The organism is Brevibacterium sp. ZH18, from assembly GCF_022748595.1.
Taxonomy (GTDB): domain Bacteria; phylum Actinomycetota; class Actinomycetes; order Actinomycetales; family Brevibacteriaceae; genus Brevibacterium.
Map to the genome: position 1 here is coordinate 65,508 of NZ_JALDSX010000012.1, position 26,889 is coordinate 92,396.

Below are 26,889 nucleotides of genomic sequence, written 5' to 3' on the forward strand. Positions count from 1 at the left end.
CCTTCGACAGGTGCAGTTATATGTACCCAGACTACGCAAAAGCCTGACCGCGAGCATAGAGGCCCGGCACTCCACCTGAGTGGATGAACACGACGTTCTCGTCGGCGGAGAAGCGTCCCCGACGGATCAGATCGATGAGGCCTGCAGCAGTCTTTCCCGTGTAGACAGGGTCGAGGAGGATCCCCTCGGTCTGCGCGAAGAGACGCACCGCTTCCACCATCTCAGACGTGGGCAGTGCATATCCGGTGCCGAAGTAGTCGCCGAGCCCCACACTGCGATCTCGGGGGACCGGCGGCAGGTCGAGGAACGCTGCAACCTCATCGACGAGGCTGATGATCTTGGGTTCCTGGTCTTCTCGGGTACGGCTGACGTTGATGCCGACCACCGGGATCTGGCTGTCGGCTCCGTGGAGCCCGGCGATGAGCCCCGCCTGCATCCCGGTCGAACCGCTCGGGGTCACGATCGTCGAGACGGTCAGGCCCACCTCGGCGAATTGGTTCAGCAGTTCTTGCGCGCAGTCCACGTAACCCAGCGCTCCGGTGACGTTCGACCCGCCCACCGGAATGACATACGGCTTCTTCCCCTGCGCCTTGAGCTCGGCGGCGAGCTCGTTCGCACGAGTCATGAGGTCACTGCCGTTGGCATGGACCTCAACCGAATCCGCGCCGAGGAGGTCGAAGAGGAGGAAATTGCCTGTGAACTCAGGCGGATTGCCACCTGTGCCAGCCGGCACCGGCTTCCCGTCCGACCCGAGGTCCTCCTCGAGCACGAGGTGACACTCGAGTTCCTCGCGCCGAGCAGCCGCGAGCGTGAGCCGACAGTGATTGGACTGCACCCCACCGGCAGTGACGAGCGTATCGGCGCCCTGAGCCAGTGCCTCGGCGATGAGGAATTCGAGCTTGCGCGTCTTGTTCCCACCCTGGGTCAATCCCAGCTGGTCATCGCGTTTGATCCAGATCTGGGGCCCACCCAGCCTCGCACTCAGGCGTGACAGGTGCTCGAGCGGAGTGGGGCCATCGGTGTAGTGACGGCGGGGGAGTTCATTCAGGTCGACCATGATTCCCGAGTCTACTGGGAGCTGCAACGTCGACCAGATGACAGGCGATCGTGAGGAATTGCCCGCCTTCAGCCGTGAAATCTGACCTGGCGGACAGCCTGGGCATCGCCCTCGTTGGACCGCACATTGTCGACACGAAGCGTCATCACCTCGTCAGTATCCCAATTCACATAGGCAACATGAGTCGTGCCCACCTTCGGGTCCTCACCCGTGTCCGCGGCGATACGATGCCAGCGAGTCGCGTGCTCATCTCCGTGGGCGGCAAGGTCGTCGACGACCGTCTGCGAGGCCCGGTCCCTGACCCCGGAGTCGTCGCCAGCACCCCACGACCGCACCATCCGATCGGCATACTCGGCCGAAACCTTCGGATATCCCGCGCTCTGCGGCTGCTGGGCAAGCGACGTCTTCGCCGCGGGCTGCTCAGCCTCCGAAGTCGTTGATGCCAGAGCGGGCCCGCCTGCGACCCCGATTCCGACGAGGCCGGTTGCTGCTGCGATTCCCAGTGCTGCTGCTCGATTGCGGATGGTGATTCTCATGGCGTCTTCGCCTCCTGCTTGTGATCGGTCATCGACGCGATCAAGTATTCCCACCCCAGGTGGGAGCCGAGTGACGGAGGCTGTGAAGAGACTCAGAGACTGTTACGGTTCTGCGAATCTCTCATTGCGACGGTGCGACAAAGCCAACATATTTAAAGGTTCCTTGTCTTTTCATTCACGCGAGCGAGGTGACTGCGACGATTTCACCGGAACCTTGAGACCCGATCGTAATCAGCAGTCCCGATGTCGGCAGAGTGCCGACCGTCCGACGCCTCTGCCTTCTCCATTCAAACCTGTCCATACCGATGCCCCGCGCCGAGGTTGGGGTCGGGTTGCGCATGAGAGAACCCGGCCGCAGCTGTTGGCTGCGACCGGGTTCGGATTGGTTCAGGCGTCGAGCTCTCGTCAGCCGAGGGTGTCGCCTGCTTTCGATTCGTCAATGGCCTCATGCGAGCCATCAGGGTTGAGATAGAGCTTCACCCCCTCGTGTGCTGCGACGGGCTGAAGACGCGCTTCCGAATGGTCTTCGGTGTAGCCGACCTTCTCACCCTGGCCGATGTTCACGCTGGTGAATCGTTTCGCCAGATGGCTCACCGAGCTGGTGAACCTGTGTGTTCTCTTCACTTCTGCGGTCATGATGATTCGCCTCGATTCATGGCAGAGCGTGTAAGAGAATTATACGTCTGCCGCGTGTGAAAGGACCCTGGATCAGACCGTCTGTCTGGCTGTCTGGGGCGAGAACACATGCGAGGGCGCTTCGGACAGCACTGAGTCCGGCGCCATGAAGGTGCCGGACTCAATGTGGTTTTGTCGTTGGTGCTCTCGTCATTCATTGCGAAGCTCCTCTCGTGGTCGCCAGACCACCTGGTTGTCACGATCGACAACGCATCGGCGAGGTGGCGACTTTCTGTGGGGACAACCTCGGCGATGTTGGTATTCACACCACCTACGTTGTACAGCGCTATGACGGCAGACGATATTTCCCGCATCGCGAATTGGGGCGCTGACTTTGTTAGCGTGGACAGTCAGGCAGGCCGGGCAAACAGGCTCGGTCGCCTGAGAGCAGAAAGAGAAAGGACGGTTCTCTATGACTGACGCAACAGACGCTGAGAAGACGGAGACGAACCTCAACGGTGTCCCCGACGAAGCGCGCAACGATCAGGCCGAGCGGCCGGGGTCGGAATCGGCGAACGACGAGCACGCTGACGAACTCGTCGACGAATGGGTAGAGGACTCGTTCCCCACGAGCGACCCGCCGGCGCATTACTGATCTGCAGCTCTTGGCAGCGACCGCCTCCGCGGTCACTGACCTCGACGAGATGAGGGCGGCCACAGCACTTCTGCTGTGGCCGCCTTTCTCTTGTTCGACGAGGCAGGCAGGGGCGGGGGCAGGTTGAGGCGGCGAGCACCGCAAGCACGAGAACGGCGAACGACCGATTATTCTACATATTGTAGAAAAAGGTTGGTAGAATGAGCAGTGCGAGAGCGGTTTTCGCCATCGGGGTATCCGCGATCGCACGGAGCCGCGTAACCCCGTGGAGAGGCCCATGATGAACAACGACGTCACCAATACCACTGGCGGTCACTCCGCCGAGATGAACAACCGCGACCTCGGAGTCCTCGTCGGATTCGACGCCTCCGCGCACTCCCGGGCCGCACTTCGCTTCGCAGCAACCGAAGCCCAGCGCCGCAAGACAGTTCTCACCGTTGTCACGGCATACGCGATTCCGGTCGAGATCTACCCGAACCTCGCATCGATGCCGAAGGAACACGAAGACACCGCGAAGAAGAAGGTGGCTCAGGACACCTTGGAACTGGCGCGGAAATATCTGCGCGACTACACCGGCGAGACCATCTTCGGCACCGCTCAGGGTGATGCTGCCGGAGTGTTCGTCGACTTTTCGTCTCGAGCGCAGCTGGTCGTCGTCGGAGCCCGTGGCCGAGGTGGGTTCGCCGGGCGGATCCTGGGTTCGGTCGCAGCCGCCCTTCCTGCTCACTCACGCTGTCCCTCTGTGGTCGTCACCGGTGCCGTGGGTGCAAACTCGAGCGAAAGCGCGGCGATCACAGATTCGGGCACTGTCGGCGACGCCGAGGTGTTCGTTCCGACGCATGCTCAGGGCCCCGTTGTCGCTGCCATCGATGGGTCCGAACGCAGCGCCGAGGTCGTTCGAGTCGCGGCCGATGCGGCAGAGCGCAACGGTGCCGGCCTGACGGTGCTCATGGCCATGCCTCTCATCGAGGAATGGCTGTACTGGTACCCCGAGCTTCGAGTCGACGATGAGGCGAGCAGGAAACGCCGTGTCGACCTCGAAGAAGCCGTCAAGTCCGATCTTGCATGGCTCCGTGACGCTCACCCCACGCTGGACTACTCAGTCTCGGTGGAGATCGGTGATCCGGCAGACCTCATCGTGAGGCAGACCGGAAAGGCACAGCTGACCGTCGTCGGCACGCGGGGGAGAGGCGCAGTCAGGAGTGCGATCCTCGGCTCGGTCTCTCGCGCGGTGCTCAACCAGGCACAGGGCCCGATCATGGTGGTCCCCGGCAGGTAGATCACACTCCGTGTGATCAGCCTCGTCGATCGGCTCGAGCCCTGCAGCGGGCTGGGGAGGAATGTGATGGTCCGGGCCACCTCGGTGGGTTCGGCGATGCGATCGGCGCGGCCTGCCTCGGCCTTCTTGAGGACGGCGAACAGGATATCGAAAGAGGTCGGATCGAACACTCACTACTTAACGATCAATTAGTTTAGACTGGGCCATGTGAAAGAACAGAACCTGGACAATGTTGTCCCACCGGCCACCACCGACGCTCTGCTTTCGTCAGCAGACATCGAGTTCCTCCTCTACGACTGGTTGCGCGTCGACGCCCTCTGTGAGCGTGAACGGTTCGCCGGGCACTCCCGCGAGACCTTCGACTCGGTGCTGGCCGCCAGTGAAGAGCTGGCAAAGGAACACTTCGCCCCGCACGCCAGGAAGTCCGATCTCAACGAGCCGACCTTCGACGGCGAGCGCGTCACCCTCATCCCTGAGATCAAGACCGCGCTCGACCGCTTTGCCGATGTCGGGCTGCTGTCGGCGACCATGGACGAGGAGATCGGTGGCATCCAGCTGCCGCAGACCGTAGCCACTGCCTGCTTCTCCTGGTTCCAAGCGGCCAACATCGCGACCTCGAGCTACCCGATGCTGACTATGGCCAACGCGAGCCTGCTGTTGGAATACGGGACACAGGAGCAGATCGAGACCTTCGTCCTCCCCGAGATCGAAGGCCGCTTCTTCGGCACCATGTGTCTGTCGGAACCCGAAATCGGGTCCTCACTTGGCGACGTCACCACGCGTGCCGTCCCTGACCCCGACGGGCCCGACGGTACCTTTCGGGTGTATGGCACGAAGATGTGGATCTCCGGCGGCGACCACGAACTGTCCGAGAACATCGTCCACCTCGTCCTCGCTCGTGGCGACGGCGATGGACCGGGGACCAAGGGCCTGAGTCTCTTCATCGTTCCCAAATTCCTGGTCAACAGCGACGGCAGCCTCGGCGAACGCAATGACGTCGTGCTCTCGGGACTTAACCACAAGATGGGCTGGCGCGGGACGACGAACACGCTGCTCAACTTCGGCGAGGGCACGCACACACCGCAGGGTTCAGGCGGTGCCATCGGCTACCTCGTGGGGGAGCGCGGCAAGGGCTTGACCTACATGTTCCACATGATGAACGCGGCACGCATCGGTGTCGGTGCCGGGGCCGTCGCGCTCGGCTATCACGGGTACCTCGACGCCCTGCGCTATGCCCGTGAGCGTCGCCAGGGCCGGTCCGATGACGGCCGCGGCAAGGATTCCCCGCAGGTGCCGATCATCGAGCACGCCGATGTCCGCCGCATGCTCCTGTCCTCGAAGAGCTACGTCGAAGGCGGTCTCGGCCTCGTCCTCTACGCGGCCACGCTGCTCGACGAATCCGAAACCGCAGCCACCGAGGCCGACCGCGCACGTGCAGCACTCCTCCTCGATGTGCTCACCCCGATCGTGAAGACCTGGCCGAGTGTGTGGGGACTCAAGGCCAATGACCATGCGATTCAGGTCCTCGGCGGCGCCGGCTACACCCGCGACCATGCCGTCGAGCAGCTCTTCCGCGACAACCGACTCAATCCGATCCACGAGGGCACGCATGGCATCCAGGCCAAAGACCTCCTGGGCCGCAAGGTCGTCATGGGCGGGGGAGAAGGTCTGAGGGTCCTCGTCGAGGAGATGCGATCCACCCTCGCCGAGGCGACCGTCGGGTCCTCGTGGAACGACGAATCCGCGGCCTTGGCGCAGGCCATCGACCGCATCGAGACCGTCACCGCCGCCGTGTGGAAGTCCGGTGAACCTGTTCGTGCGTTAGAGAACGCGTGGACTTACCTCGAAGCGGTGGGACATACGGTCATCGCCTGGCTGTGGCTGCAGCAGGGTATCGCTGCCGAGGCTGCCACGGCGTCGCGTGGTGACTCGACGCTGTTGCGCGGCAAGATCGCCGCCGCTCGCTACTTCTTCATCCACGAACTCCCACTGACCGGGCCGTGGTTCGATCTTGTGGAAAACGGCCCGGCGACATTCACCGACCTGGACGACACCTGCCTGTGAGGACGTGAGGCTCAGCCGTTCGAGTCGGTTTCGGGAGTTGTCGTCGCGACGATTGAGGCCGAAATGGTACGCGAAAATCACGGGCTTGCCGTATCGCAAAGGTGATTGGGCGCGCATGATGGTGATACCAGGTTCGAGCACTGAGATCCCGAGGAGGTGCAGTCATGTCTGAAAATCATCAGCCGGAGAACGGGCAGGACGGGTCCTCGACCCCTCCCGCCGAGGCGACCGTGGGTTCCGCTGAAAGGTCGGAGTCCGAGCAGATCCGTTACGACCACGATGACAAGATGGTCGACGAATGGGAAGACGAATCATTTCCCGCAAGCGACCCGCCGGGACACTACTGATCAGTTCACGATTGATCAGTTCACGATTGAGATGACGAGCGCACTGCCGCGAGAGCCGAGGGATCGGGCCGTCTGCGGTGGTGCGCTTTGTCGTGGAGCCCAGAGGAGACTGAACCGCCGAGTCTCGGTCAGGAGAATGTGCTGAATGGCGTCGTTGTCACGGGGCATCACACAACAGCGGCCTCTCTGACTTCTGGGCGACGGTTCGCCTCAACATCGACTCCGCGCATGCCCAGCAGCACGACTGCCGCCAGTAGGAGCACAACGCCGACGAAGACGTAGATCGCTTGCGGAGTCCACCCGCCGTCGAGCATCGCACCGGTGGCTGTCGGGGCGATGATCGCGCCGAAGCGACCGATCCCGATTCCCCAACCCACACCGGTCGAACGCAGCGAGGCCGAGTAGGACTGCGGGGTGAGGACGTAGAGACCGGCGATGCAGCCGTTGCTGAACATGCCCACCAGGACGCCGACGATGACGACCAGGACGATCCACTGCGCGGTGAAGATGAACACTGCCATCAGGATCGCGGCCAGCACCGAGAAGCACATCAGCACAGACCGGGTTGACCAGCGTGAGGTGAACAGTCCGAAGACGACCGAGCCGATGGCTCCGCCCAAGGTCAATCCGACAGTGACGATCATCGACAAGGTGTCGGTGAGCCCTGTTTCGTGCATGAGGCGCGGGGTCCACGAGTTGACGAAGTAGAAGCCGAACATCACGATGAAGAACGTTGCCCAGACGACGAAGGTGACCCGACGATTGCGACGATTGAACAGGGCCAGGACACCAGAGTCGCTCGTCTCGCTCTCCTCAGCAATGGTCGTGGCAGAGAGATTAACGGGGTCGGTGCATCCCAGCCTGCGGGCAATGAGTTCGAGTTTCTTCTGCGCGTTCTGCGGTTGCCGGTTGTAGAGATAGGACGGCGATTCGGGGACCAGCAGGAGAACGAGAACGAGGGAGACGGTGGCGAGGCAGCCGCCGAGGACGAAGACCGAGCGCCACCCGGAGGTGGCGATGAGCGAGACCATCACCGAGCCGCCAAGCGCCGCACCGAGTCCGTAGCCGGCAGTGTAGATGCTGATGACCAGACCGCGACGCTTGCGGGAGGCGTATTCCGCACAGATGACATTGGTGCCCACCAGGATGCCGCCGATTCCCAGACCCGTGACGACGCGCCAGATACCCAGCTGAGTCGCCGAGGTGGCGGTGGCGGAGAGGAAGAGACCGCAGATATTGACGAGGAGAGCCACGATCGTCATGTTCCGTCGCCCGATCCGGTCCGCAACCGGCCCCAGGACCAGGGCACCGATCGCCATGCCGAGCAGCGCGGCGCTCATCACCAGGCCCAGTGCCGTTCCCGAGAGGGAGAACTCCTCACTGACTTGGTTCGAGGAGAAGGAGATGGCAAGGACGTCATAGCCGTCGAGGGCGTTGAGGAAAGTGCAGATGCCGACGATCAGCCATTGATAGGCCGACATTCGAGAGGTGTTAAGTCGTTCGCGCAGGTCCACCGCATACTCCGATTCTGTGGTGAGATAAGCATCCGCATCATTGCTGGATACCTATGACGATAGGTAAAGCGTGACGCTCAGCACATTATCAGTGGCTTCAGGCTCGGGCAATGGCGGCGCCTTGCCGAGCGGGTCGATTGCACCCAGGTGTCATCGGCCCAGGTGTCATCGGCCCAGGTTCCATCGGCTCAGGTTCCATCGACCCTGGGTTCATCAGCGAGAAACCATTTACCTATGGACATAGGTAAATGCCTATGCGTATAGTGATTTCAGGAACCCACCGCAGTGTTCACGAAAGGAATCACCACGTGGAGGCAACAACCGCAACCACCGTGCTCGACGACTTCTCCCTGGAGATGACAGGCAAAGACGTGCCCAGCCTTCAGCAGGCCGCCCACGCGATTCCGCAAGGAACACGCGTCAACGTCACGTTCCTCGGTAACGAGAATCTGGAAATGCGTGTCGAAGCCGCCAAGGAAGTGCTCGAACTCGGGTTCGTTCCCGTCCCTCACATCCCGGCCCGCAGACTGAAGTCAGAGTCCGAGCTGCGCGAGTTCCTCGATGCTCTGCAGCAGGCTGGAGCCAGTGACCATGTCTTCGTCGTCGGGGGAGACCCGGCAACTCCCGAAGGCCCCTACTCTGATTCGCTCTCGGTCATTCGCACCGGCATCCTGCAGGACTACGGCGTGACTGAGGTGGGAATCGCCGGGTACCCCGAGGGCCACCCCGACATCAGCACCGAGATCTTGTGGGAACACATGTCGGCCAAGAGCGCCTCGCTGGCAGAACAGGGGCTGGGTCAAGTCGTCCTCACCCAGTTCGCCTTCGATGCCGAAGCAGTCGTGGCGTGGGTCCATGAAGTGCGCAGCCGCGGAATTGAGGCTGACCTTCGGATCGGCACGCCCGGGCCCGCAGGCATCAAACGCCTCCTGGGCTATGCCCGCCGGTTCGGTGTGGGCACCAGTGCCGGAATCGCGAAGAAGTACGGGTTCTCGCTGACGAACCTCCTCGGCACCGCCGGACCGGACAGATTCCTCACCGACCTGTCCTCCTATGAGTCCATCACCGCTCAGTCATCAGGAGTGAAAACCCACTTCTACACCTTCGGTGGGCTCTCGGCCACAGCCGAATGGGTGCAGGACTTCACCGCATAGGCCTAAAACCGATACCCGACGGCACAACAAGCGCTCACCTTAAAGCAGCTGCCACACACAGAGACAAGAACAGAGAGGTTCATCGATCATGAGCGACAATCTCCAGCAGATTCTCGATTCGACCAGTCCTGTCGATTTCCTGCGCAATTCGCAGATCGGATCGTACATCTACCCGGTTGTCCCCGCCGATTTCACGAACTGGATCAAGGAACAGCAGGCGTGGCGCGACACCGCTGTGCTCTACGACCAGTCGCATCACATGGACAATGTGTTCCTCAAAGGCTCGGACGCCATCAAGCTGATCTCGGACACGGCGATCAACTCCGTCGAGAAGTTCGCTGTCAACAAGGCCAAGCAGTATGTGCCGACGACGGCCTCGGGTCATGTGATCGGCGACGGCATCCTCTTCCATGAGGCAGAGGACGAGTACACGTACGTCGGTCGTGCGCCTGCGTCGAACTGGCTGCTCTATCACGGGGAGACCGGCGGCTACTCGAACCTCGACATCGAGATCGACCGTCGTTCCCCGTCAAGGCCCTATGGTCATGGGGTCAGCCGTCGGTACTACCGGTTCCAGATCCAGGGGCCGAGCGCGTGGGCGATCATCGAAAAGCTCAACGGCGGCGAACTCGAGAAGCTGAAGTTCTTCAACATGTCGACGATGACGATCGCGGGCAAGCAGGTGCGCACCCTGCGCCACGGCATGGCCGGTGCCCCGGGCCTTGAGGTCTGGGGGCCGTATGAGGATCACGATGTGATTCGTGATGCCATCGTCGAGGCGGGGGCCGAATTCGGTCTGCTGCCCGTCGGTTCGCGCGCATACCCCTCGAACACGCTCGAGTCGGGTTGGATTCCCTCGCCGCTGCCTGCCATCTACTCGGGTGAGGAGGAGCGGGGCTTCCGTGAGTGGCTCGGCGCTGACAGCTACGAGGCTACGGGCACGCTTGCCGGCTCGTTCGTCTCCGACAACATCGAGGACTACTACCTGACTCCATGGGAGCTGGGTTACGGTTCGTTCGTGAAGTTCGACCATGACTTCATCGGCCGCAGCGCACTCGAAGCCATGGACCCGGCGGCGCAGCGCAAGAAGGTCACCTTGGCCTGGGACGCCGAGGATCTGGGCAAGGTCCTGACCTCCCCGCTCAATGTCGACGGACCGAACTTTAAGTACTTCGACCTGCCGTTGGCCAACTACGGTTCGGCGAACTACGACTCGGTCGTCGACGCGGACGGCAATGTTGTCGGCTTCTCGATGTTCACCGGGTACTCGGCCAACGAGCGTCGAGGCCTGTCCTTGGCCACGGTCAACCCGGATGTTCCCGAAGGCGCTGAGCTCAAGGTCGTGTGGGGCGAACCGAACGGCGGCACCTCGAAGGCATCGGTGGAGCAGCATGAGCAGACCGAGGTCAGAGCCGTCGTCAGCCCGGTTCCGTACTCGACGGTCGCTCGCGAGACGTACCGCGGCGGATGGCGCACCGGTCACGAGTCCTGAGAACTTCAGTCGGTGAGAACTGTAGTCTGAGGGGGCCTGAACAAGATGTTCGGGTCCCCTCGCTGATTCACAGGATAGGAACCACGATGAGTCTCCGAAGCGCGATTCTTGCGCTGCTGCGCATCGGGCCGATGTCCGGCTACGAGCTGCAGAAGCAATTCTCCCAGTCCGTTGGGCATGTGTGGCATGCTCCGGACTCGCAGATCTATCCGGAGCTGCGGAAGATGGAGAAGGAGGAGCTTGTTTTTGCTGAGGAGCAGGTGCGCGGCACTGCCGGGATGCGCCGCGTCTATCACGTCACCGACGCGGGGGAGCATGCGTTCGTCGGATGGATGAACGCGCCGCTGAAGTATCAGCGCACTCGCGATTCCGCGCATTTGAGAGCTGCCTACCTGGAGACGGCCAGCCCCGACGCTGTGCTTGAGTTCCTGAACAGCCACATCGCTCATTGGATGGGCGAGTTGGAATGCTGGGAAGACGAGATCGCGACGATCGACGCCTATGAATCCCCGATGCTCAACCGCCGCCTCGCCGTCACCGCTGACGAGGACCGCGAGGAGACAGTCGCCTACAAGCGATTCGCCTACGAAGGTCTGGCGGCACGCGCTCGTGCTGAAATCGACTGGGCCGAACGCGGTATCAAGCTCAGCAAGAAGCTTGGGCCGAAGGCAACGAAGTCGGAGAAGTAGGGCTTCGCCTAAGCCGGTGACGACAACAGTGCGAGATCACTGACCCCATTGGCCTTATGACCTGGGTCACGTAACATCAAGTATGGACGTCATTGACTTTGTTCCAGAGCGCAATCAGTTCGTCTACACGTTCGGCGGTTCCCAACCGGCCGCCACAATCAAGCCCGGTACCGCGTTGCGTCTGTGGTCCGAGGACGCCTTCAACAATGCGATCACCTCGGTCACTGATATCCCGAGTGAGAAGCTTGATCCGCAGTTCCTGAACCCGCAGACGGGGCCGTTCTACGTCGAAGGCGCTGAACCAGGGGACACCTTGGCTATCCACATCGTCGATCTCACGCCTGCACGCAGTTGGGGAGCCTCGGCGATGATCCCGTTCTTCGGCGGTCTGACGGCCACCGACAGAACCAGCCTCCTGCACGATCCTCTGCCAGAAGGCGTCTGGATCTACGAGATCGACTCCGCCTCCAGCACCGTTGGATTCCAAACACGCCGAGGCGACTTCGAAGTCGCTCTTCCGATCGAGCCCATGCTCGGCACCGTTGGTGTAGCGCCGGCCGGTGGAGAAGTGCATTCGTCTCTGACCCCTGAACGCTACGGCGGAAACATGGACACCCCAGAGATGAAGGTGGGCACGACCGCTTACTTCCGCGTCAACGTCGAGGGCGCCATGTTCTCCATCGGAGACGGACACTATCGGCAGGGTGAAGGAGAAGCTTGCGGTACGGCGGTTGAGGGAGCAATGAACTCAACAATCATCGTCGACCTGGTCAAAGGCGGGGGCCCGGCCTGGCCTCGTCTGGAGAATGATGACCACTGGATGGTTGTGGGGTCCTCGAGGCCAATGGAGGACTCATGGCGGATTTCCCAAGTGGAGATGATCCGCTGGCTCGGCGACCTGTACAAACTGGACGCCATGGATGCCTACCAGCTGCTCACCCAGATCGCCCTGGTTCCAGTCGCCAATGTGGTCGACACCAACTACAGCGTCGTGACGAAGATAAAGAAGTCCCTGCTGCCAGCGAGCAGCGCGTTCGACGGGCTCCACGCAGACCTGCGTGATCGCGCCCGTTCATTGGTCTAGCTCGTTCATTGGTCTAGCTCATGAGAGCAGAGAAGAAAGAAGGCACATTGTGGACTTAGGAATCAGCGGAAAGACAGCAATGGTCACCGGTGGTACACGCGGTATCGGTCGAGCGATCGTCGAGGCCTTCCTCGCGGAAGGCGCACACGTTGCGTTCTGCGCCAGAAACGGCACGGAGATCGCCGAGGCGGAAGAGGCCCTGGCTGCAAAAGGAAAAGCCGTCGGCACAGTACTCGACGTCAGCGACGCCACGTCCCTGTCTGCGTGGGTTGAGGCCACAGCTGCCGAGTTCGGCGGAATCGACATGGTCGTCAACAGTGTCAGTGCCTTGGCGATTCCGGATACAGAAGAGAACTGGTACGAGTCGTTCAACGTCGACATGATGGGCACGGTGCATCTGTCGAAGCTCACGAGTCCGCATTTGGAGAAGAGTGAGGTCGCCTCGCTGATCTCCATCTCGAGCGTCTCGGGGAGAGAAGCTGACTTCGCTTCAGGCCCTTATGGCACGATGAAGACCGCGATCATCGGCTATATGGCCGGGCTCGCGCTCAGCCTTGCCGACAAGGGGGTCAGGGTCAATACTGTGTCACCGGGCAACACCTATCACGAGGATGGAGTGTGGCCCGGAATCGAATCGTCCGACCCCGAACTGTTCGCGCAGGCGATGAGCCTGAATCCCACTGGACGGATGGGCACGCCTGAGGAGACGGCAGCGAGCGTCGTGTTCTTGTCGAGTCCGCTGTCGAGTCGCACCACTGGCGCGAACCTACTGATCGATGGAGCATTGACCCGCGGTATCCAGTTCTGAAACTAGGCGGAAGGCTCAGCTGTCGGAGTCGTCGATGTCGTTAGAGTCGTTGGAGTCCTCGTGTTCGTCCTCCGACTCGACTTGGTCTTTCTTGTCTGCGTTCTCGTCCTTTATGCCGAATTCGCTGTCATCGGGAAGCTGAGAAGTTGGTGCCGCGTTGGCGGCTTCGTCGAGGTTCTTCGCGGCTTTGCGGATACCGTCTTCGATCGGCACGATGTTCACCCTTCGCTGTCGAATGTGAGGTGGCGGCCAGTCTACGCGCGGCTCGAGTCAGGGTATAGAGAAGCGCGTGAGGAAACTCGAATGAGATTCCCCACGCGCTGGTCCAATCACCGATAGATCAGTACACGACGGATCAATACACGATGATGGGTTTGATCGTTGAACCCGACTCGCTGTCGGCGAATGCCTGGTTGATGTCCTTGAAGTCGTAGGTCTTGACGAGCTTGTCGAACGGGAACATTCCGCGCTCGTGCAGCGAGATCAGCTTGGGGATGAACTCGCGAGGCAGGGCATCGCCTTCAACGACCATCGAGACGTTGATTCCGCTGGTCAGCAGTGTGCCGATGTCGAAAGGAGCTTCAGTTCCGAGCTTGGCCGCACCGACGAGTGCACCGTGGCCTCGTAGGGCCAGCGACTTGGTCATCTGCGAGAACACCGGAGGAACGCCTGTGGTGTCGAGCGCATAGCTGACGCCACGGCCTCCGGTGATTTCGCGGATGGCCTCCACCGGGTCGGTCTCCTTGGAGTTGACGACGTGGGTTGCGCCGAGCTCCTTGGCGAATTCCAACCGCGACGGGATGATATCGACCATGATGATTGTGGTGGCGCCTGCAGCCTTGGCGGCGAGCATGCCGGACAGCCCGACTGCTCCGGTGCCGAAGACTGCGATGGACTCACCAGGTGAGGGCTTGAGGACGTTGAGGACCGCGCCGGACCCGGTCATGATGCCGCAGCCCAAGGGGCCGAGGAGCTCGACCGGAGCATCGTCATCGATCTTGACGGCGTTGCGGGCGCGGACGTTCGAGGCCGTGGCAAACGACGACTGGCCGAAGAAGTTCGAGGATACGGCGGTGCCGTTGTCGTCGAACATTGTGCTTCCGTCTTTCCTGCTGCCGCCGAAGTTCAGATCGTAGAACTCGACGCAGTACTGCGGGTGCCCGGCGATGCAGTTCTCGCAGACTCCGCAGGACGCGGGCGCCAGGACAACCTTGTCGCCGACCTTGAGATCGACGACATCCGCGCCGACGGCTTCGACGATTCCTGATCCTTCGTGACCGAGCACGGCGGGAAGCGGAGTCGGATACCACTGGTCGCGGACGATTGCATCCGTGTGGCAGACACCGGAGGCAACCATCCGAACCGTCACTTCGTCGGCTCGCGGTTCGTCGAGGGTGAGCTCTCGGATATCCAAATCAGTCTGTGGCGCTGTAGCGACTGCAGCATTGACCTTCATAATTCCTCCTCATAGAGCAAGTAGTGAACGATTGGCTGCAATTGCCAGTTCTGAGACATCTTCACAGGGGAGAGGTGCAACCGGCAACTGGTTTATCATCGCCAATCTGTTGGATTTCAACTATATCAATGAATGCTTATATGGGCTGTGTCTAGTCGGTCACCTCTTGGCACTGGTCCGAGTTCAGCGGGCGTTCGTGGCGATCAGGAACTGAGCATCCAGATGAGGGCAGCCCAACGTATACATCGATGTCGTCCGAGCATTGCCGGCAGCAGCCCGCAACCCGGCAATCGCGTACCCACCGCTGACGATCGAACCGATCACGGTGACGATGGCTCAGGTCCAGACGGCGAGGGTTATGCCATCAGTGTATAGACGGCAATTCTCACCGGAGTATCTAACAGAACGTCGGTGGTATTGCTCGCCAGGGACGGTTCTAGAGAATGGGCCAGTTAAGCGACTGTGCGGACTTCGTCGCCATGACCTTCACTGCTTGGTGCGTCAAGAGCTCAGAAAAGTGAGGAGCTGTCGGAAAGGCGGACAGTGCCGAAGAGAAGAGCACTACCATCGGCTCCAACGTCATTGTCGAAGGCGTGTAGATCCCGTCGAGGTGGACTTTTGCTCCCTCGACATGGATAGCCTGCGCCCATGCGCGGCACGTGGATTTGGGTGCTGAGTGCAGTGAAGCGGAGGCTCCGTTTCGAGTTGCCCACAGTCCGGTGAGATCAAGCAGTTTCAGCTCCCGAGATGGCATCCACGCGCTGAGGGCTCGCGTGGATGTGACTCGAATGATTCGCCGCGATTGAAAGACCTCGGCAAAAGCTGTCGTGGGATCCGTCGCGCAATAGGCGACTCCGAATCCCGGGTGAAAGTCGCGCGGCAGTGGCTGCGGATCCCAACGCATTTGGCGCAGTGGCCCGAATTCGCGAAGCCCGTTCCATTGCATGGGGTGCTGCCCCTGAACTGTGTGGATGCGGAAAAGTGGGTCCTTCGCGCTGAAAGTCTTGATGTCGGATCTATCGATCACTAATGGGCCAAGCGGAGTGCGAGGGTTCTTCGCACTCATTCCCATGCCATTTCATCGGCAAGGGTCACTACTTCGTCGACGTTGCCGCCTTCGGCCAACCACGTCACGGGCGACATTCCGCGAAGTGCTTCCGACTCTTCGGTCATGAACTCTTCGATTTCCAGCGGATGATAGCTGCGTGGCAAGGCGCTGATCGCTGCGTTCAGCCCCGGTAGCGCTCGCCCGTAGGGGAACTGCCATCTGGGGAATAAATGGTGCCCCGCCGGAGAAGTCTTGACTGAAAACAGTGCTCCTTCACGGACGGCGCGACGGACATTCGCCGGCGCCATCTTCAGGACAGCAGCGACTTCCTGAGTGTCGTAGGACTTCTCTTTCACGTCTCTTGCCGCTGCCGACCGGTTGGCAGCAATCTCAGTATCAGCGGCGTCAACGGCTTCCTGCGTCAGATCCTCATCGCTGAGCCCCGCATAAGTCGTGAGGAAATCTTTATCGCCGCGTGTCAATGGTGCCGAATGGTCCGCGACGTCGGACAGTACGGCCAGGAAATCTTGTGGCGATACTGATAGACCGCGCCGGCTGATCGCCTTGCTCAGCCGGTCTTCCCATTCGTAGATAGATGCGGATTCGATGCTCATGCATCGATTTTACGCTGTGATACGGCGTATCACAATGATAACTTCACAACCCCAGCACCCGCACCGCGTTCTCCTTCATGATCAGCGGCACGGCTTCTTCCTTGATGCCCAGGCCTTCGAAGTCGTTGATCCACCGCTCGGGGGTGATGAGTGGGAAGTCGGAGCCGAAGAGAGTCTTCGTCTTGAGCATCGACCCGATGGCACGGGTCAGCTGTGGTGGGAAGTACTTCGGTGACCAGCCGGAGAGGTCGATGTAGACGTTGGCCTTGTGGGTGGCGATCGAGATCGAGGCATCGGCCCATGGAACCGAGGGGTGGGCGAAGATCATTGTGAGTTCCGGCAGATCAGCGGCCACGTCATCGAGGAGCATCGGGTCCGAGTATCGGAGTTTGATGCCGCGGCCACCGGGCAGTCCGGCACCGATTCCCGTCTGGCCGGTGTGGAAGAGTGCAACGAGTCCGTGCTCGGCGCAGGCTTCGTAGATCGGGTAGTACTTGCGTTCGCTGGGGTCGAAGTCCTGCAGGCTCGGGTGGAATTTCATGCCCCTGACCCCGTAGTTCACGGCGAGGTCCTGGACCCGGGCGACCGCCTCGGCGACATTGTGAGGATCGACGGATCCGAACGGAATGAGGACATCATTGTGTTCGGCAGCCTTCTGGGCGATCATCTCCGACGACACCGGGGGATGCCCACCCAAGGCGGTCCTGGCATCGACGGTGAAGATCACCGCGGCCATGTTGCGTTCCCGGTAGTAGGCGGCGAGGTCATCGACGGTGGGCGTGCGGGGGACCGGTGCCTTGAAGTATCCCGCCGAGGCGTCGAGGAGTTCTTGATCGAGCGACGTGTGCTGGTGGTCGTCGGCCTCGACATGGGTGTGCACGTCGATCGCGGTGATCTTTGAGAGGTCGATGTTGGGTTGATAGATCATGAGTGTCCTTCGATGCTGATGATTGTGATGCGGCAGGTCACGGCAGCTCGCCGTACTTACGTTTGAGGGCGATGAGTTCGAGGAGCATGTCGTCGCGCTGCTTGGCGAGGACCGCCGGGTCACGACCTCGAAGTTCCTCATCAACGCCGGAGATGAGCTTCTCCTTGAGATCCTCGCCGAGGTGGACCTGTCTGAGGTCGCGCATCCACACCTCCTGTGGTGGCCCCAGATGGTCGAGTACGTGCCGCATTCCGCCGGCACCACCCGACAGGGACTGCTGCGCGAGCGGTCCGAGGATGGCCCAGCGCAGGCCAGGCCCGTAGGAGATCGCGGTGTCGATGTCACTCACGGTGACGACTCCGCGCTCGACGAGTGAGTACGCTTCCTGCCACATGGCAGCCTGGAGGCGGTTGGCCACATGGCCGGGGAGTTCGGCGCGGACGAGGATCGGTTTCTTCCCGATCGCCCGGTAGACCTCCAGAGCGCGATCGACGACCGCCGCCGAGGTGTCCGCTGAGGGGACGACCTCGACCAGGGGAACCAGGTGGGCCGGGTTGAACGGATGACCGACGACGATGCGTCCCGGCGCCTTCCTCGCCTGTGCGTTCAACTGGCTGGGGGAGAACCCGGACGTGGAGGAGGCGATGATCGCGGACTCGGGTGCTGCGGCGTCGATCTCGGCGAGCATCGACTGCTTGACCTCGAGACGCTCGGGGCCGTTCTCCTGCACGAAGTCGGCACCGGCGACCGCCTCGGCGAGGCTGGGCGCGAAGGTGAGGTTGTCCAGCAGTGAGGCGGCACTGCCCGAACCGGCATCCTCAACACAGTTGGTCACCTGCTCGCGCAGCCGTTCCTCAGCTCCTTCAGCCGGGTCGAATGCCGTGACCCTGTGCCCTGCCGTCAGAAACCCGGTCGCCCAGGCGGCCCCGATGACTCCGGTGCCGATGATCGCCAGGTTGATCGACTGTGTGCTCATGCGTTCACCTTCGCCTTCCGCAATTGCGCATACTCCACATACTCGTCGAGAGAGCGTGGGTCCTGCAGAGCTCCGGCGCTCGCCACCGAATCGGCGGTCGCGCCCTGAACGATGCGTTTGACTGGGACTTCGAGCTTCTTGCCAGTCCGACCCAGCGGGATCCGGGTCACCGGAACCACCTCGTCGGGGGCGTGACGAGGCGAGAGCCGCGTCTTCAGCTCACGCGAAATCCGGTCCGAGAGCTCAGAGGTGAACGACACACCGGGCTCACATTGGACGAAGAGGACGAGTTCGCCCATCCCACCATCGGGATCCTCGAGGTGGATGACCAGGGCATCGGCTACCTCGGCGAGGGTGTCAAGCACGGAATAGAAGTCCGCGGTGCCCAGCCGCACCCCACCCCGGTTGAGGGTGGCGTCGGAACGGCCGGTGACGACGACCCCGCCGCCGCTGGTGAACTTCGCCCAGTCGCCGTGGCGCCAGATGCCGGGGTATTTGTCGAAGTACGCGGCCGCGTAGCGGGCATCGCCGTCGGTACCCCAGAAGGTCACGGGCATGGACGGTGTCGGCTGGGTGATGACGAGTTCGCCCAGATCATCGATGACCTCATTGCCGGATGTGTCGAAGGCAGTGGCGGCGAATCCGAGGGAGGCCCCCGACATCTCACCGGAGTACACGGGGGTCAGCGGTGAGGCTTGGAGGATGCCGGTGCACACATCGGTTCCGCCGCAGCCGACGTTGAGCAGCACCGACTGGCCGAACTGGTCCATGACCCATTCGTAGCCCTCGGCGGGCAGAGGTGCGCCGGCGGCTCCGAACTGTGCGACGGCGGACAGGTCGAATTCCTGGGTGGGGTTGAACCCGGCCTTGCGCGCGGACATGATCGCCCCGGGAGCCACGCCCATGAGGGTCGCCTTCGTGTTCGCGGCGATGCGCCAGAGTTCCTTGGGATCGGGGTAGTTCGGATTGCCGTCGATCATGACGATTCCCGATCCGAGGAGCAGCCCGCCGACCAGGGTGTTCCACATCATCCATGCGGTCGTGGAGAACCAGCAGAACTGGCTGCCCGGGCCCAGATCGAAGTGCAGCCCGTGGTTCTTCAGCGTCTCGAGCAGGATGCCGCCGTGGCTGTGCACGATGGCCTTCGGCTTGCCCGTCGTGCCGGAGGAGAAGAGGATGAACAGCGGATGGTCGAACGGCACGGCCTCGAATTCCAATTCCGCTGACCCACCCGCCGAGGCGGTCCCGAGTCCCGCATAGTCAACGACGTCGACCGCGTGGTCGAGTCCCGTTCCGGTGGTGAACTGTTCGCGGGTGTCGTCATCGAGGGTGAAGTCCCCGTAGTCGAGGGACACGAGGTGGGTCAGTGTGGGGAGTGCTGCGAGGACCTCGGTGAGTTCGGCGCTGCGGTCGACGGTCTTGTTGCCGTACATGTATCCGGGGATGGCGAAGAGCACGGTGGGTTCGACCTGGCTGAAGCGGTCGATGACGGACTGCGTGCCGAACTCGGGAGCACAGCTGGCCCAGATCGCGCCGAGAGTGGCCGAGGCGAGGAACGCGACGAGCGCCTCGGGCTGATTGGGCAGATAGCCGACCACCCGATCACCCTTGGTCACGCCCAAATCCACGAGCCCGGCGCGGACTCTGGCGACCTCAGTGCGCAGTTCGGCGAACGTCAGAGTGAAGCATTCGCGAGTCTGAGACACCGCGGTCACGGCCACATCGACGGCCTGGTCGGGAGTGCCGAAGGAGCGCTCGGCGTAGTTGAGTGTTGCTCCAGCGAACCACTGAGCGTGCGGCATGACCCGTTCCTCGAGCACCGAAGTGTACGGGCTGTGGGACTGGACGCCGAAGTACTCCCAGACGGCTTCCCAGAAGTCCTCGATGTCGGTGATGGACCAGGTGTAGAGCTCGTCCCAGCTGCTGAACGTGAACCCGAATTTCTGGTTGACCCAGCTGAGGAAGTCGCCGATGCGGCTGGTCTCGAGAGCATCAGTGGGAACCTCGCGGATGATTGTCGACATATCGGGTCCTCTCACTTCGTGACTTTGGGGCCGGAGCCGTCGAGGAAGGCGCGCATGAGTTCCTTGGCCTCGGTGCTCGACTGGGCGACGGTGGCCATGAGGGACTCCATCATGTAGCCCTCGTCGCGGCCGGATTCGACGATGCGCGGCAGTGCCTGGGTGATCGCGTAGTTCGTCACCGGGGAGTTCGAGGCGATCGAAGCGGCGAGTTCGCGAGCCTTGGCTAGTCCTTCACCAGTGCCGACGCGGTAGTTGACGAGTCCGATGGCTTCCGCCTCGACCGCGTTGAATCGACGGCCGGTGAGCATCATGTCCTGGACGCGGCTCAGTCCGATGAGGCGGGGGACTCGGACAGAGGCGCCGCCGCCGACGAAGAGTCCTCGTTTGCCCTCGGGTAGGGCGAAGTACGCGGTCTCTTCGGCTACCCGCAGGTGTGCGGCGGAGGCGAGTTCGAGTCCACCGCCGATGACTCCGCCCTGGAGGACGGCGACGACGGGGATCTGGGACTCGGTGATCCGGTTCATCGTCGTGTGCCAGCCCCGCGAGTGGTGGAGGCCGGCCACGGCGTCGCGTTCGGCCATCTCTGACAGGTCGAGGCCGGCGCAGAAGTGATCGCCGGTGGAGTTGAGGATGATCGCGGAGACCTCGGGTGGGGTGCGGAAGAACTCGCCGAGGCTGGCCACCGTCGCGTCGTCCAGAGCGTTGCGCTTGGCCGGGCGGTCGAGGGTGAGGATGCCGATGTCGCCCTCGGTGGTGAAGCGAAGCGTGTCCGACATGTCGACGGTAGTCGGTTGCGCAGAGGTGCCCGCAGAGGTGCCTGCGCTGGTGGCGCCGTCGGTGAGGTGGGAGGTCGGGAGGTCGGTCATGCGTTGTCCTTTGGTGCTGGTGCTGGTGCTGAGTTGTCAGTGTCGTGGTCTGAGGGCTCGGTGGTCGAGTGGGCGCCGAGGCCTCCGGTGGTGCGCAGGGAGACCTTGTGCACCTTGCCGGAGCCGGTGCGCGGCAGGGAATCAACGAAGTCGAAGTACCTCGGCACCTTGTACTTGGCCAGGCGGGCCAGCAGGAAGTCCCGAAGCTCGGAAGCGCTCGGCTGCTGCGCCTGAGCTTCGGCGGAGACGACGATGAACGCGTGCCCCACCTCGCCCCAACGGTCGTCGGCAGCGGCGACAACGGCGGCCTCGGCGACGGCCGGGTGATCGAAGAGGATGGATTCCACCTCGGCGGGATAGACGTTCTCCCCACCAGAGATGAACATGTCCTTGAGGCGGTCGACGATGAAGAGGAATCCGTCCTCGTCGAGGTACCCGATGTCGCCGGTGTGGAACCAGCCGCCGGGGGAAAACGCCGTATCGGTGGCGGCCGTATTGTTCCAGTAGCCGCTCGTGACATTGGGCCCGCGGACGACGATCTCACCGTTGACTCCCGCCGAGCAGGCATTGCCCGAGGCGTCACGGACCTCGACCTCGGTGAAGGGCACAGCCCGTCCGGCCGACCCGGCCTTGTCCAGGGCAAACGCTGCGGGCAGGAAGGTGCACCCGGGGGAGGTCTCGGTGAGTCCATAACCCTGGCAGAACATGATGTCCTTCGCCTGGTACGCCTGGATCAGTGAGACAGGGATCGGCGCGCCGCCGGAGTTGACGAATCGCAGCGATGACAGGTCAGCGGTCTCCCACCTCGGCGACTGGAGCATGTCAGCGAACATAGTTGTCACACCGGCCATCCAGGTCAGCCCCTCGTGCTCGATGGCGTCGAAGGCGCGATCCACGTTCCACTTGGACTCGATGAGCATGCGCCCGCCGCGCAGGTAGCTGGTCATCACCTGCTGGTTAAGGCCGATGACGTGGAAGAGGGGAGCGGTGACCAGCGTGGCGTCGTCGGCGGTGAGATCGGTGTTGAGCAGGAGGTTGAAGGAGTTCCACAGCAGGTTCGCGTGCGTCAGCACCGCGCCCTTCGGCCGCCCGGTGGTCCCGGAGGTGAAGAGGAGGAACGCCGGTTCGTCGCCTGTGACCTCGGCTGCGGGGACCGCAGGCACCATCGCCGAGGTGGGGGCCGGGTCCCAGTCCACCGCGACCCGAGCGACGTCGACGGTCAGCCCCTCGGCGGTCGCGGAATGCTCGGGGGCGAGGATGAGCAGTGACACCTCGGCGTTGGTCAGCTGAAAATCGAGCTCGGCCGGGGCCAGGCGCCAGTTGAGCGGGATAAAGATGGCACCAAGGCGCAGGCAGGCAAGCAGGACTTCGATGAGCGCTGGGTGGTTGGGTCCGAGGTAGGCGACCCGGTCGCCTCGGCGGATGCCCCGCGAGTGGAGGTCGGCAGCCCGGCCCAGTGTGCATTCGTGCATCTGGACGTACGAGTAGTCGATGCCAGCGAAGGTGATCGCGGTCTTCTCGCCGTAGTCGATGGCCTGGCGTTCGGAGAGCCGGGCCAGGCTGGGGTGGGTGAAGGTCAAGGAGTCGGTCCTTCCACGGCTGCTGGTGGGGTGTCGGTCGCCGGTGCAGTCCTGGCGGCAGCGCTGGCGGGAGTGGATGTGCTGGGGGCCGAGGTGTCGGCAACAGGCGTCTCAGCGAAGTGCTGGTCGGACAGAGTTCGTGATTTCGTCTCTCCCAGGCGCCAGATGCAGAAGATGCTGAGGGCGGCGACGACCGTGATGATGATCGAGAGCGGAATGGTCGAGGGCGAACCCGTCGAGCTCATGATCGCGGCGAAGAGGACCGGGGAGATGCCCGCACCGATGCCGGCGATCTGATAGCCCAGGGAAGCTCCGGTGTAGCGGTGTTCGGTGTCGAAGAGCTCCGAGTAGAGGCCGGCCAGTGGGCCGTAGATCATCGGGTGGATGATGCCTTGGCCGACGATCATGCCGATGGTGATGATGAGGCCGTTCTTCGTCTCCAGCATGGGGAAGAGGGCGAAGCCCCAGACCGCGATGAGCACGGCACCGGCGATGACGAGTGGCCTGCGCCCGATCGTGTCGGAGAGGCGGGACCAGCCGATGATGCCGAAGATCGCGAAGAAGGAGGAGAAGGACAGGGCGTTGAGGATTGTCTGTCGTTCGATGCCGATCTGGACGCCGTAGGCGATGGAGTACGTGGTGAGCAGGCCTTGGAACATGAACGCGGAGAGTCCCACGCCGACTGCGAGCACCAGGGTGAGCGGTTGTTTGCGCAGGGTCGCGATGATCGGGAGGCCGCGCTTGGGTGTGCGCTTCTTCGCTGCGAGGAACTCGGGAGACTCGTCGACGGCGGAACGGACGATGACGCCGATGATCAGCAGGAGGATCGAGGCGAGGAACGGCAGGCGCCAGCCCCAGGCGATGAAGGCATCCGGGCCCATGGCTGCCAGGGTGCCGGCGATGACGAGCGCGGAGACCAGCTGACCGGTGGGTGCCCCGGCGCTGGTGAAGCTGGCCCAGAAGCCGCGGTTCTTGGTGGCGTGCTCGGCTGACATGAGCATGGCGCCGCCCCATTCGCCGCCGATCGCGACACCCTGGATGACGCGGATGAGGATGAGGAGGACCGGTGCGATGAGCCCCGCCTGGTCATAGGTGGGCAGCAGGCCGATCGCGGTGGAGGCGATGCCGATGGTGAACATGCTGACGACGAGCATCCGCTTGCGGCCGAGTTTGTCGCCGAAGTGGCCGAAGATGATGCCGCCCAGGGGGCGTGCCAGATAGCCGGTGGCGAATGTGGCCAAGCTGGCCAGTGTGCCGACGGCTGGGGTGAGGTTGGAGAAGAAGACGTCCTTGAAGACGAGGGCGGCGCAGACGGAATAGACGAAGAAGTCGTAGTACTCGATGACACTGCCCAAGTACGCCGAGGCGGCTGCTCGTTTGAGCATCGGTGTCGATTTGGTTGGTGTGGAGTTCGCGGAAGCCATGTGATCCTCGCTGATTTGGTGGCTCGGATGATTGCGATGTGTGGTGGGGGAGGAAACCCGATCGTCTCTGACCGGGCTCTCGTCGATACTATGCAACATTACGTTGTCGCGTCAATGAATTGCGATATATTAATCTTCGCGGTGAACCGGAGACCGTAAAGTAGAGGCATGACGGTTCAGCCTCAGTCACTCTTCTTCGCGCTCGCTGGTGTGCACATGCTCGATGACCCCAGGCCGCTGAGTGGTGCGTCGATCGTCTTCGTCATGGGCAAGTTGGGTGTGGGGGAGTCGGCGTCGAGGTCTGTGCTGCAGCGGATGACGGCGAAGAAGTTCATCGTGCGACATAAGGAAGGGCGCAAGACGTTCTACACTCTGTCCGATCGGGGCCGGACAATTCTCCGCGAGGGCCAGGAGAAGATGTTTGCCGGGTGGCAGCCGCAGGACTGGGATGGCCGATGGACCTTCGTGCGCATCCAGGTGCCCGAGTCGAAGAGGACTCTGCGTCATCAGATGTCATCGAGATTGTCATGGGCCGGATTCGGTCAGGTCGACGGAGGCCCTTGGGTGGCGCCTGGTCAACATGATGTCACTGCGATCCTCGGTCCGGAGCAGTCCGAAATTTCCCCGATCGTCGTCTATGGCAGGCCTCAGCTCCCGACGACCGACGAGATGCTAGTCGGCGCGTTCGACCTAGGGGAGCTGGCAGCCGACTATGAGGCATTCGGCGAGAAGTGGCGGAGCGTTGATCCCGAGTCTCTGTCGCCGGTGGACGCGCTGGTCAAGCGCGTCGAGCTCCACTTCGACTGGCTGACGTTGACACGGACTGACCCGCAGCTGCCAGCGGGACTGCTGCCCGACGAGTGGTCGGGGACTACGCAGGGTGAGCTGTTTCGAGGGCTGGGTGCTTCTCTGGCACGTGGAGAGTCATCTGTCCTGGCGGGGTACTTTGCTGGAGATCTTGACGACTTCGGATGATTGTGTCGGGTGGCTCTTGTGGCGCGAGGGGGATCGAGAGTGTCTGACCACTGATGTGTTGAGGCCTCCATTTCCGTGTATGGTCAAGAGCGAACTCGACGAGCGCCTGCACCCGGGCTGCCACGTGAGCGCCCGAGAGCCAGATCACCTCGACACTGACCGAATCGACCGCCGGTTCGACGTGAAAACGCCCCCACCTGATTCCGATCGAAGACTCTGTGGTCGATCGGGTTGTGCAACTGGGCAGGCGAGACGACTGGCAGCTCTGGTGGGAGACGTTCGACGAGGCTGGCGAGTATTTGGAAAGACGGGCGGAACGACTTCGGCAGTCGGTGAATTGGCCTGACCTGTCTACGCGGCGGGTCTTCGACGTCTTGCTGTGGAGCTGGGGCAAAATCGATGGACTACTGATCTTTGATCTGAGCGCACTGGCAGCTCGCTCCGATCAGGACGATCTCTCAGGAGGCCTCTGGGCGGTCGACACAGTAGACGCGCAAGTGGATTGAGAATCACTCCGTTTGTCTTTTCGGCGCTCGCAGATCGATGGGAGGAATCGTGGAACCGTCGATTCCGCGCTTATCCAACAATTCGAGCATGTCCTCTTGCCGCGGCTGCCCCAAAGCGAGCCGGTAGCTGACAAGCGCGTCCTTGAGGCGTTCGTAACGGGCAACGTCCTTGCTCAGCGGATACTTCGCGATGATGCGGTTAATTCTGGCGTCGCCCGGATACATCCACCACGGGTAAAAATCGCCAAGCTCAGCAGCCTCCGCCTCCGCCTCAGCTGCCGAGGATGCGTCCCGCCACGCAAACGGGTCATTTCCTTCCAATATGTCTGCCCAATGTTTCTGAGCAATATTCTTGCGGACTGCGTGGCCACCGAATCGGTTGACTCTACCTTCACGCTGTTCGAAGTCGACAGGATTGGACGGCACATTCCAATGGACAACAGAATGACTCCACCAGTGGAAGTCAATTCCCTCTTGGCCCACACTGGTGGAGGCGAGGACGAAGGGTGCAAAAGGACTATTGAATGCGCCGCGCACTTCGGACATGCGCGCGGTTGACGATTCTCCTTCTGATGACTGAGCCGACCCGTATCGAACTGCGAATCCCGACGAGAAGCGAATCTTCTGACGTTCGCCATCGGCGGTGCGGGCGGTGTAGTTCGCTGTTTTGAAGGTCAAAGCCCCTACTGCCGTCTCGACCATGTTCTCAAGGGTCTTGCCGTCCAACTCTTTGGAACCGGTCTCGCTGTGCAACTGGAACAGATACTCGTCGAGAACCGAGCGCAAATTTCCATCGGCACAGTAATTGAGGACTTTGCGCCAATATGGGGAATTGTCGGTGTAGAGCTCGGTCAGCAGCGCTACTGATTCTGGGCGGTTGAATAGCGAACGGAGTCCCTCGGAAAGCCGGAACGCCGTCTGCCATATCACTTTGTCGGCGATTGGCGACCCGTGCGCGAGCGAACGGATAGACCGCAGGGCGACGTTGCCGGGAGAAAAGGCGGCCAACTGCGCAGTTGCGGAGTCGATCTGGACAGTTTCTGCTTGATGCTCTTCCGACAGGTTCAGCGCCTCTTGGATGTGTTCGGCGAGGCTTGCTGTTGAGCTAGGGCGTGTCTCCTTTATTGACCATTCCAGGACTGGCACGGTGGAGACGTGACTACACAGCAACGACACCGAGTCTTCACTGATGAGCAGT

Annotated in this window: 24 protein-coding genes; 10 read left to right on the plus strand and 14 right to left on the minus strand. The window is 62.1% G+C overall.

Annotated elements, in window-relative coordinates:
* Positions 1–31 precede the first annotated feature (31 nt).
* The 3 genes from MPN20_RS06925 to MPN20_RS06935 form a co-directional block, all read right to left on the minus strand.
* Positions 32–1,057, minus strand: a complete 1,026-nt coding sequence (locus MPN20_RS06925; protein WP_242780768.1) for a D-cysteine desulfhydrase — start codon at positions 1,055–1,057, stop codon at positions 32–34.
* 68 nt (positions 1,058–1,125) lie between these two features.
* On the minus strand, positions 1,126–1,593 hold the full coding sequence (locus tag MPN20_RS06930; protein ID WP_242780769.1) for a hypothetical protein: 468 nt from the start codon (positions 1,591–1,593) through the stop codon (positions 1,126–1,128).
* A gap of 405 nt (positions 1,594–1,998) precedes the next feature.
* Positions 1,999–2,229, minus strand: coding sequence for a hypothetical protein (locus MPN20_RS06935; protein ID WP_242780770.1), 231 nt, complete (start codon positions 2,227–2,229; stop codon positions 1,999–2,001).
* A gap of 451 nt (positions 2,230–2,680) precedes the next feature.
* On the opposite strand from MPN20_RS06935, the gene MPN20_RS06940 reads away from it, so the two are divergent.
* From MPN20_RS06940 to MPN20_RS06955, 4 genes are all read left to right on the plus strand, one after another.
* Entirely contained in the window at positions 2,681–2,863 is a 183-nt protein-coding gene (locus tag MPN20_RS06940) for a hypothetical protein (protein ID WP_242780771.1), read from the plus strand.
* A 277-nt stretch (positions 2,864–3,140) separates the two neighbouring features.
* The gene (locus MPN20_RS06945) at positions 3,141–4,142 is read left to right on the plus strand and encodes a universal stress protein (RefSeq protein WP_242780772.1); all 1,002 of its coding nucleotides are present in this window, start codon (positions 3,141–3,143) and stop codon (positions 4,140–4,142) included.
* 207 nt (positions 4,143–4,349) lie between these two features.
* On the plus strand, positions 4,350–6,206 hold the full coding sequence (locus MPN20_RS06950; protein WP_242780773.1) for an acyl-CoA dehydrogenase: 1,857 nt from the start codon (positions 4,350–4,352) through the stop codon (positions 6,204–6,206).
* Between the two features lie 164 nt (positions 6,207–6,370).
* Positions 6,371–6,553, plus strand: coding sequence for a hypothetical protein (locus tag MPN20_RS06955; protein WP_242780774.1), 183 nt, complete (start codon positions 6,371–6,373; stop codon positions 6,551–6,553).
* Positions 6,554–6,720: 167 nt separating this feature from the next.
* Here MPN20_RS06955 and MPN20_RS06960 read toward each other — a convergent pair whose 3' ends face one another.
* On the minus strand, positions 6,721–8,034 hold the full coding sequence (locus MPN20_RS06960; RefSeq protein ID WP_242780775.1) for an MFS transporter: 1,314 nt from the start codon (positions 8,032–8,034) through the stop codon (positions 6,721–6,723).
* 341 nt (positions 8,035–8,375) lie between these two features.
* Between MPN20_RS06960 and MPN20_RS06965 the strand changes: the two genes are divergently transcribed.
* From MPN20_RS06965 to MPN20_RS06985, 5 genes are all read left to right on the plus strand, one after another.
* A complete protein-coding gene (locus MPN20_RS06965) occupies positions 8,376–9,221 on the plus strand; it encodes a methylenetetrahydrofolate reductase (protein WP_242780776.1) in 846 nt (281 codons plus the stop codon).
* Positions 9,222–9,309: 88 nt separating this feature from the next.
* Positions 9,310–10,713 carry an aminomethyl transferase family protein gene (locus MPN20_RS06970; protein ID WP_242780777.1) on the plus strand — a complete coding sequence of 468 codons (1,404 nt, stop codon included), beginning with the start codon at positions 9,310–9,312 and terminating at the stop codon, positions 10,711–10,713.
* 86 nt (positions 10,714–10,799) lie between these two features.
* Positions 10,800–11,402 (plus strand): PadR family transcriptional regulator, encoded by a 603-nt coding sequence (locus MPN20_RS06975; protein ID WP_242780778.1) that lies wholly within the window; start codon positions 10,800–10,802, stop codon positions 11,400–11,402.
* 82 nt (positions 11,403–11,484) lie between these two features.
* Positions 11,485–12,486 carry an acetamidase/formamidase family protein gene (locus tag MPN20_RS06980; protein WP_242780779.1) on the plus strand — a complete coding sequence of 334 codons (1,002 nt, stop codon included), beginning with the start codon at positions 11,485–11,487 and terminating at the stop codon, positions 12,484–12,486.
* Positions 12,487–12,535: 49 nt separating this feature from the next.
* On the plus strand, positions 12,536–13,294 hold the full coding sequence (locus MPN20_RS06985) for an SDR family oxidoreductase (RefSeq protein WP_242780780.1): 759 nt from the start codon (positions 12,536–12,538) through the stop codon (positions 13,292–13,294).
* 15 nt (positions 13,295–13,309) lie between these two features.
* Here the strand turns inward: MPN20_RS06985 and MPN20_RS06990 are convergent, their stop codons facing one another.
* The 9 genes from MPN20_RS06990 to MPN20_RS07030 all read right to left on the minus strand — a co-directional run bounded on the left by MPN20_RS06990 (position 13,310) and on the right by MPN20_RS07030 (position 24,210).
* A complete protein-coding gene (locus tag MPN20_RS06990; RefSeq protein WP_242780781.1) occupies positions 13,310–13,507 on the minus strand; it encodes a hypothetical protein in 198 nt (65 codons plus the stop codon).
* 142 nt (positions 13,508–13,649) lie between these two features.
* On the minus strand, positions 13,650–14,750 hold the full coding sequence (locus MPN20_RS06995; protein WP_242780782.1) for an NAD(P)-dependent alcohol dehydrogenase: 1,101 nt from the start codon (positions 14,748–14,750) through the stop codon (positions 13,650–13,652).
* 1,062 nt (positions 14,751–15,812) lie between these two features.
* Complete coding sequence (locus tag MPN20_RS07000) at positions 15,813–16,412, minus strand: hypothetical protein (RefSeq protein ID WP_242780783.1); 600 nt, start codon at positions 16,410–16,412, stop codon at positions 15,813–15,815.
* A gap of 43 nt (positions 16,413–16,455) precedes the next feature.
* Positions 16,456–17,340, minus strand: coding sequence for an amidohydrolase family protein (locus MPN20_RS07005; RefSeq protein WP_242780784.1), 885 nt, complete (start codon positions 17,338–17,340; stop codon positions 16,456–16,458).
* Positions 17,341–17,377: 37 nt separating this feature from the next.
* Positions 17,378–18,316: a 3-hydroxyacyl-CoA dehydrogenase NAD-binding domain-containing protein gene (locus MPN20_RS07010; RefSeq protein WP_242780785.1), complete on the minus strand. Its 939-nt coding sequence runs from the start codon at positions 18,314–18,316 to the stop codon at positions 17,378–17,380.
* Positions 18,313–20,340: an acetoacetate--CoA ligase gene (locus MPN20_RS07015; protein ID WP_242780786.1), complete on the minus strand. Its 2,028-nt coding sequence runs from the start codon at positions 20,338–20,340 to the stop codon at positions 18,313–18,315. Before MPN20_RS07015 ends, MPN20_RS07010 begins: the two co-directional genes overlap by 4 nt.
* Positions 20,341–20,351: 11 nt before the next feature.
* Positions 20,352–21,206, minus strand: a complete 855-nt coding sequence (locus MPN20_RS07020) for a crotonase/enoyl-CoA hydratase family protein (RefSeq protein WP_242780787.1) — start codon at positions 21,204–21,206, stop codon at positions 20,352–20,354.
* Positions 21,203–22,786: a long-chain fatty acid--CoA ligase gene (locus MPN20_RS07025; protein ID WP_242780788.1), complete on the minus strand. Its 1,584-nt coding sequence runs from the start codon at positions 22,784–22,786 to the stop codon at positions 21,203–21,205. Before MPN20_RS07025 ends, MPN20_RS07020 begins: the two co-directional genes overlap by 4 nt.
* Positions 22,783–24,210, minus strand: a complete 1,428-nt coding sequence (locus MPN20_RS07030) for an MFS transporter (protein WP_242780789.1) — start codon at positions 24,208–24,210, stop codon at positions 22,783–22,785. Before MPN20_RS07030 ends, MPN20_RS07025 begins: the two co-directional genes overlap by 4 nt.
* Before the next feature lie 168 nt (positions 24,211–24,378).
* On the opposite strand from MPN20_RS07030, the gene MPN20_RS07035 reads away from it, so the two are divergent.
* On the plus strand, positions 24,379–25,185 hold the full coding sequence (locus MPN20_RS07035; RefSeq protein WP_242780790.1) for a PaaX family transcriptional regulator C-terminal domain-containing protein: 807 nt from the start codon (positions 24,379–24,381) through the stop codon (positions 25,183–25,185).
* Positions 25,186–25,694: 509 nt separating this feature from the next.
* On the opposite strand, the gene MPN20_RS07040 is transcribed toward MPN20_RS07035, so the two are convergent.
* The coding region (locus MPN20_RS07040; RefSeq protein WP_242780791.1) for a helicase C-terminal domain-containing protein at positions 25,695–26,889 on the minus strand (1,195 nt) is incomplete at its 5' end.

Bases quoted from the DNA above. Each gene is read 5' to 3' on its own strand.
- MPN20_RS06925 (WP_242780768.1), bottom strand. From the start codon at position 1,057: ATGGTCGACCTGAATGAACTCCCCCGCCGTCACTACACCGATGGCCCC.
- MPN20_RS06930 (WP_242780769.1), bottom strand. From the start codon at position 1,593: ATGAGAATCACCATCCGCAATCGAGCAGCAGCACTGGGAATCGCAGCA.
- MPN20_RS06935 (WP_242780770.1), bottom strand. From the start codon at position 2,229: ATGACCGCAGAAGTGAAGAGAACACACAGGTTCACCAGCTCGGTGAGC.
- MPN20_RS06940 (WP_242780771.1), top strand. From the start codon at position 2,681: ATGACTGACGCAACAGACGCTGAGAAGACGGAGACGAACCTCAACGGT.
- MPN20_RS06945 (WP_242780772.1), top strand. From the start codon at position 3,141: ATGATGAACAACGACGTCACCAATACCACTGGCGGTCACTCCGCCGAG.
- MPN20_RS06955 (WP_242780774.1), top strand. From the start codon at position 6,371: ATGTCTGAAAATCATCAGCCGGAGAACGGGCAGGACGGGTCCTCGACC.
- MPN20_RS06960 (WP_242780775.1), bottom strand. From the start codon at position 8,034: ATGTCGGCCTATCAATGGCTGATCGTCGGCATCTGCACTTTCCTCAAC.
- MPN20_RS06970 (WP_242780777.1), top strand. From the start codon at position 9,310: ATGAGCGACAATCTCCAGCAGATTCTCGATTCGACCAGTCCTGTCGAT.
- MPN20_RS06975 (WP_242780778.1), top strand. From the start codon at position 10,800: ATGAGTCTCCGAAGCGCGATTCTTGCGCTGCTGCGCATCGGGCCGATG.
- MPN20_RS06980 (WP_242780779.1), top strand. From the start codon at position 11,485: ATGGACGTCATTGACTTTGTTCCAGAGCGCAATCAGTTCGTCTACACG.
- MPN20_RS06995 (WP_242780782.1), bottom strand. From the start codon at position 14,750: ATGAAGGTCAATGCTGCAGTCGCTACAGCGCCACAGACTGATTTGGAT.
- MPN20_RS07000 (WP_242780783.1), bottom strand. From the start codon at position 16,412: ATGAGCATCGAATCCGCATCTATCTACGAATGGGAAGACCGGCTGAGC.
- MPN20_RS07005 (WP_242780784.1), bottom strand. From the start codon at position 17,340: ATGATCTATCAACCCAACATCGACCTCTCAAAGATCACCGCGATCGAC.
- MPN20_RS07010 (WP_242780785.1), bottom strand. From the start codon at position 18,316: ATGAGCACACAGTCGATCAACCTGGCGATCATCGGCACCGGAGTCATC.
- MPN20_RS07015 (WP_242780786.1), bottom strand. From the start codon at position 20,340: ATGTCGACAATCATCCGCGAGGTTCCCACTGATGCTCTCGAGACCAGC.
- MPN20_RS07020 (WP_242780787.1), bottom strand. From the start codon at position 21,206: ATGACCGACCTCCCGACCTCCCACCTCACCGACGGCGCCACCAGCGCA.
- MPN20_RS07030 (WP_242780789.1), bottom strand. From the start codon at position 24,210: ATGGCTTCCGCGAACTCCACACCAACCAAATCGACACCGATGCTCAAA.
- MPN20_RS07035 (WP_242780790.1), top strand. From the start codon at position 24,379: ATGACGGTTCAGCCTCAGTCACTCTTCTTCGCGCTCGCTGGTGTGCAC.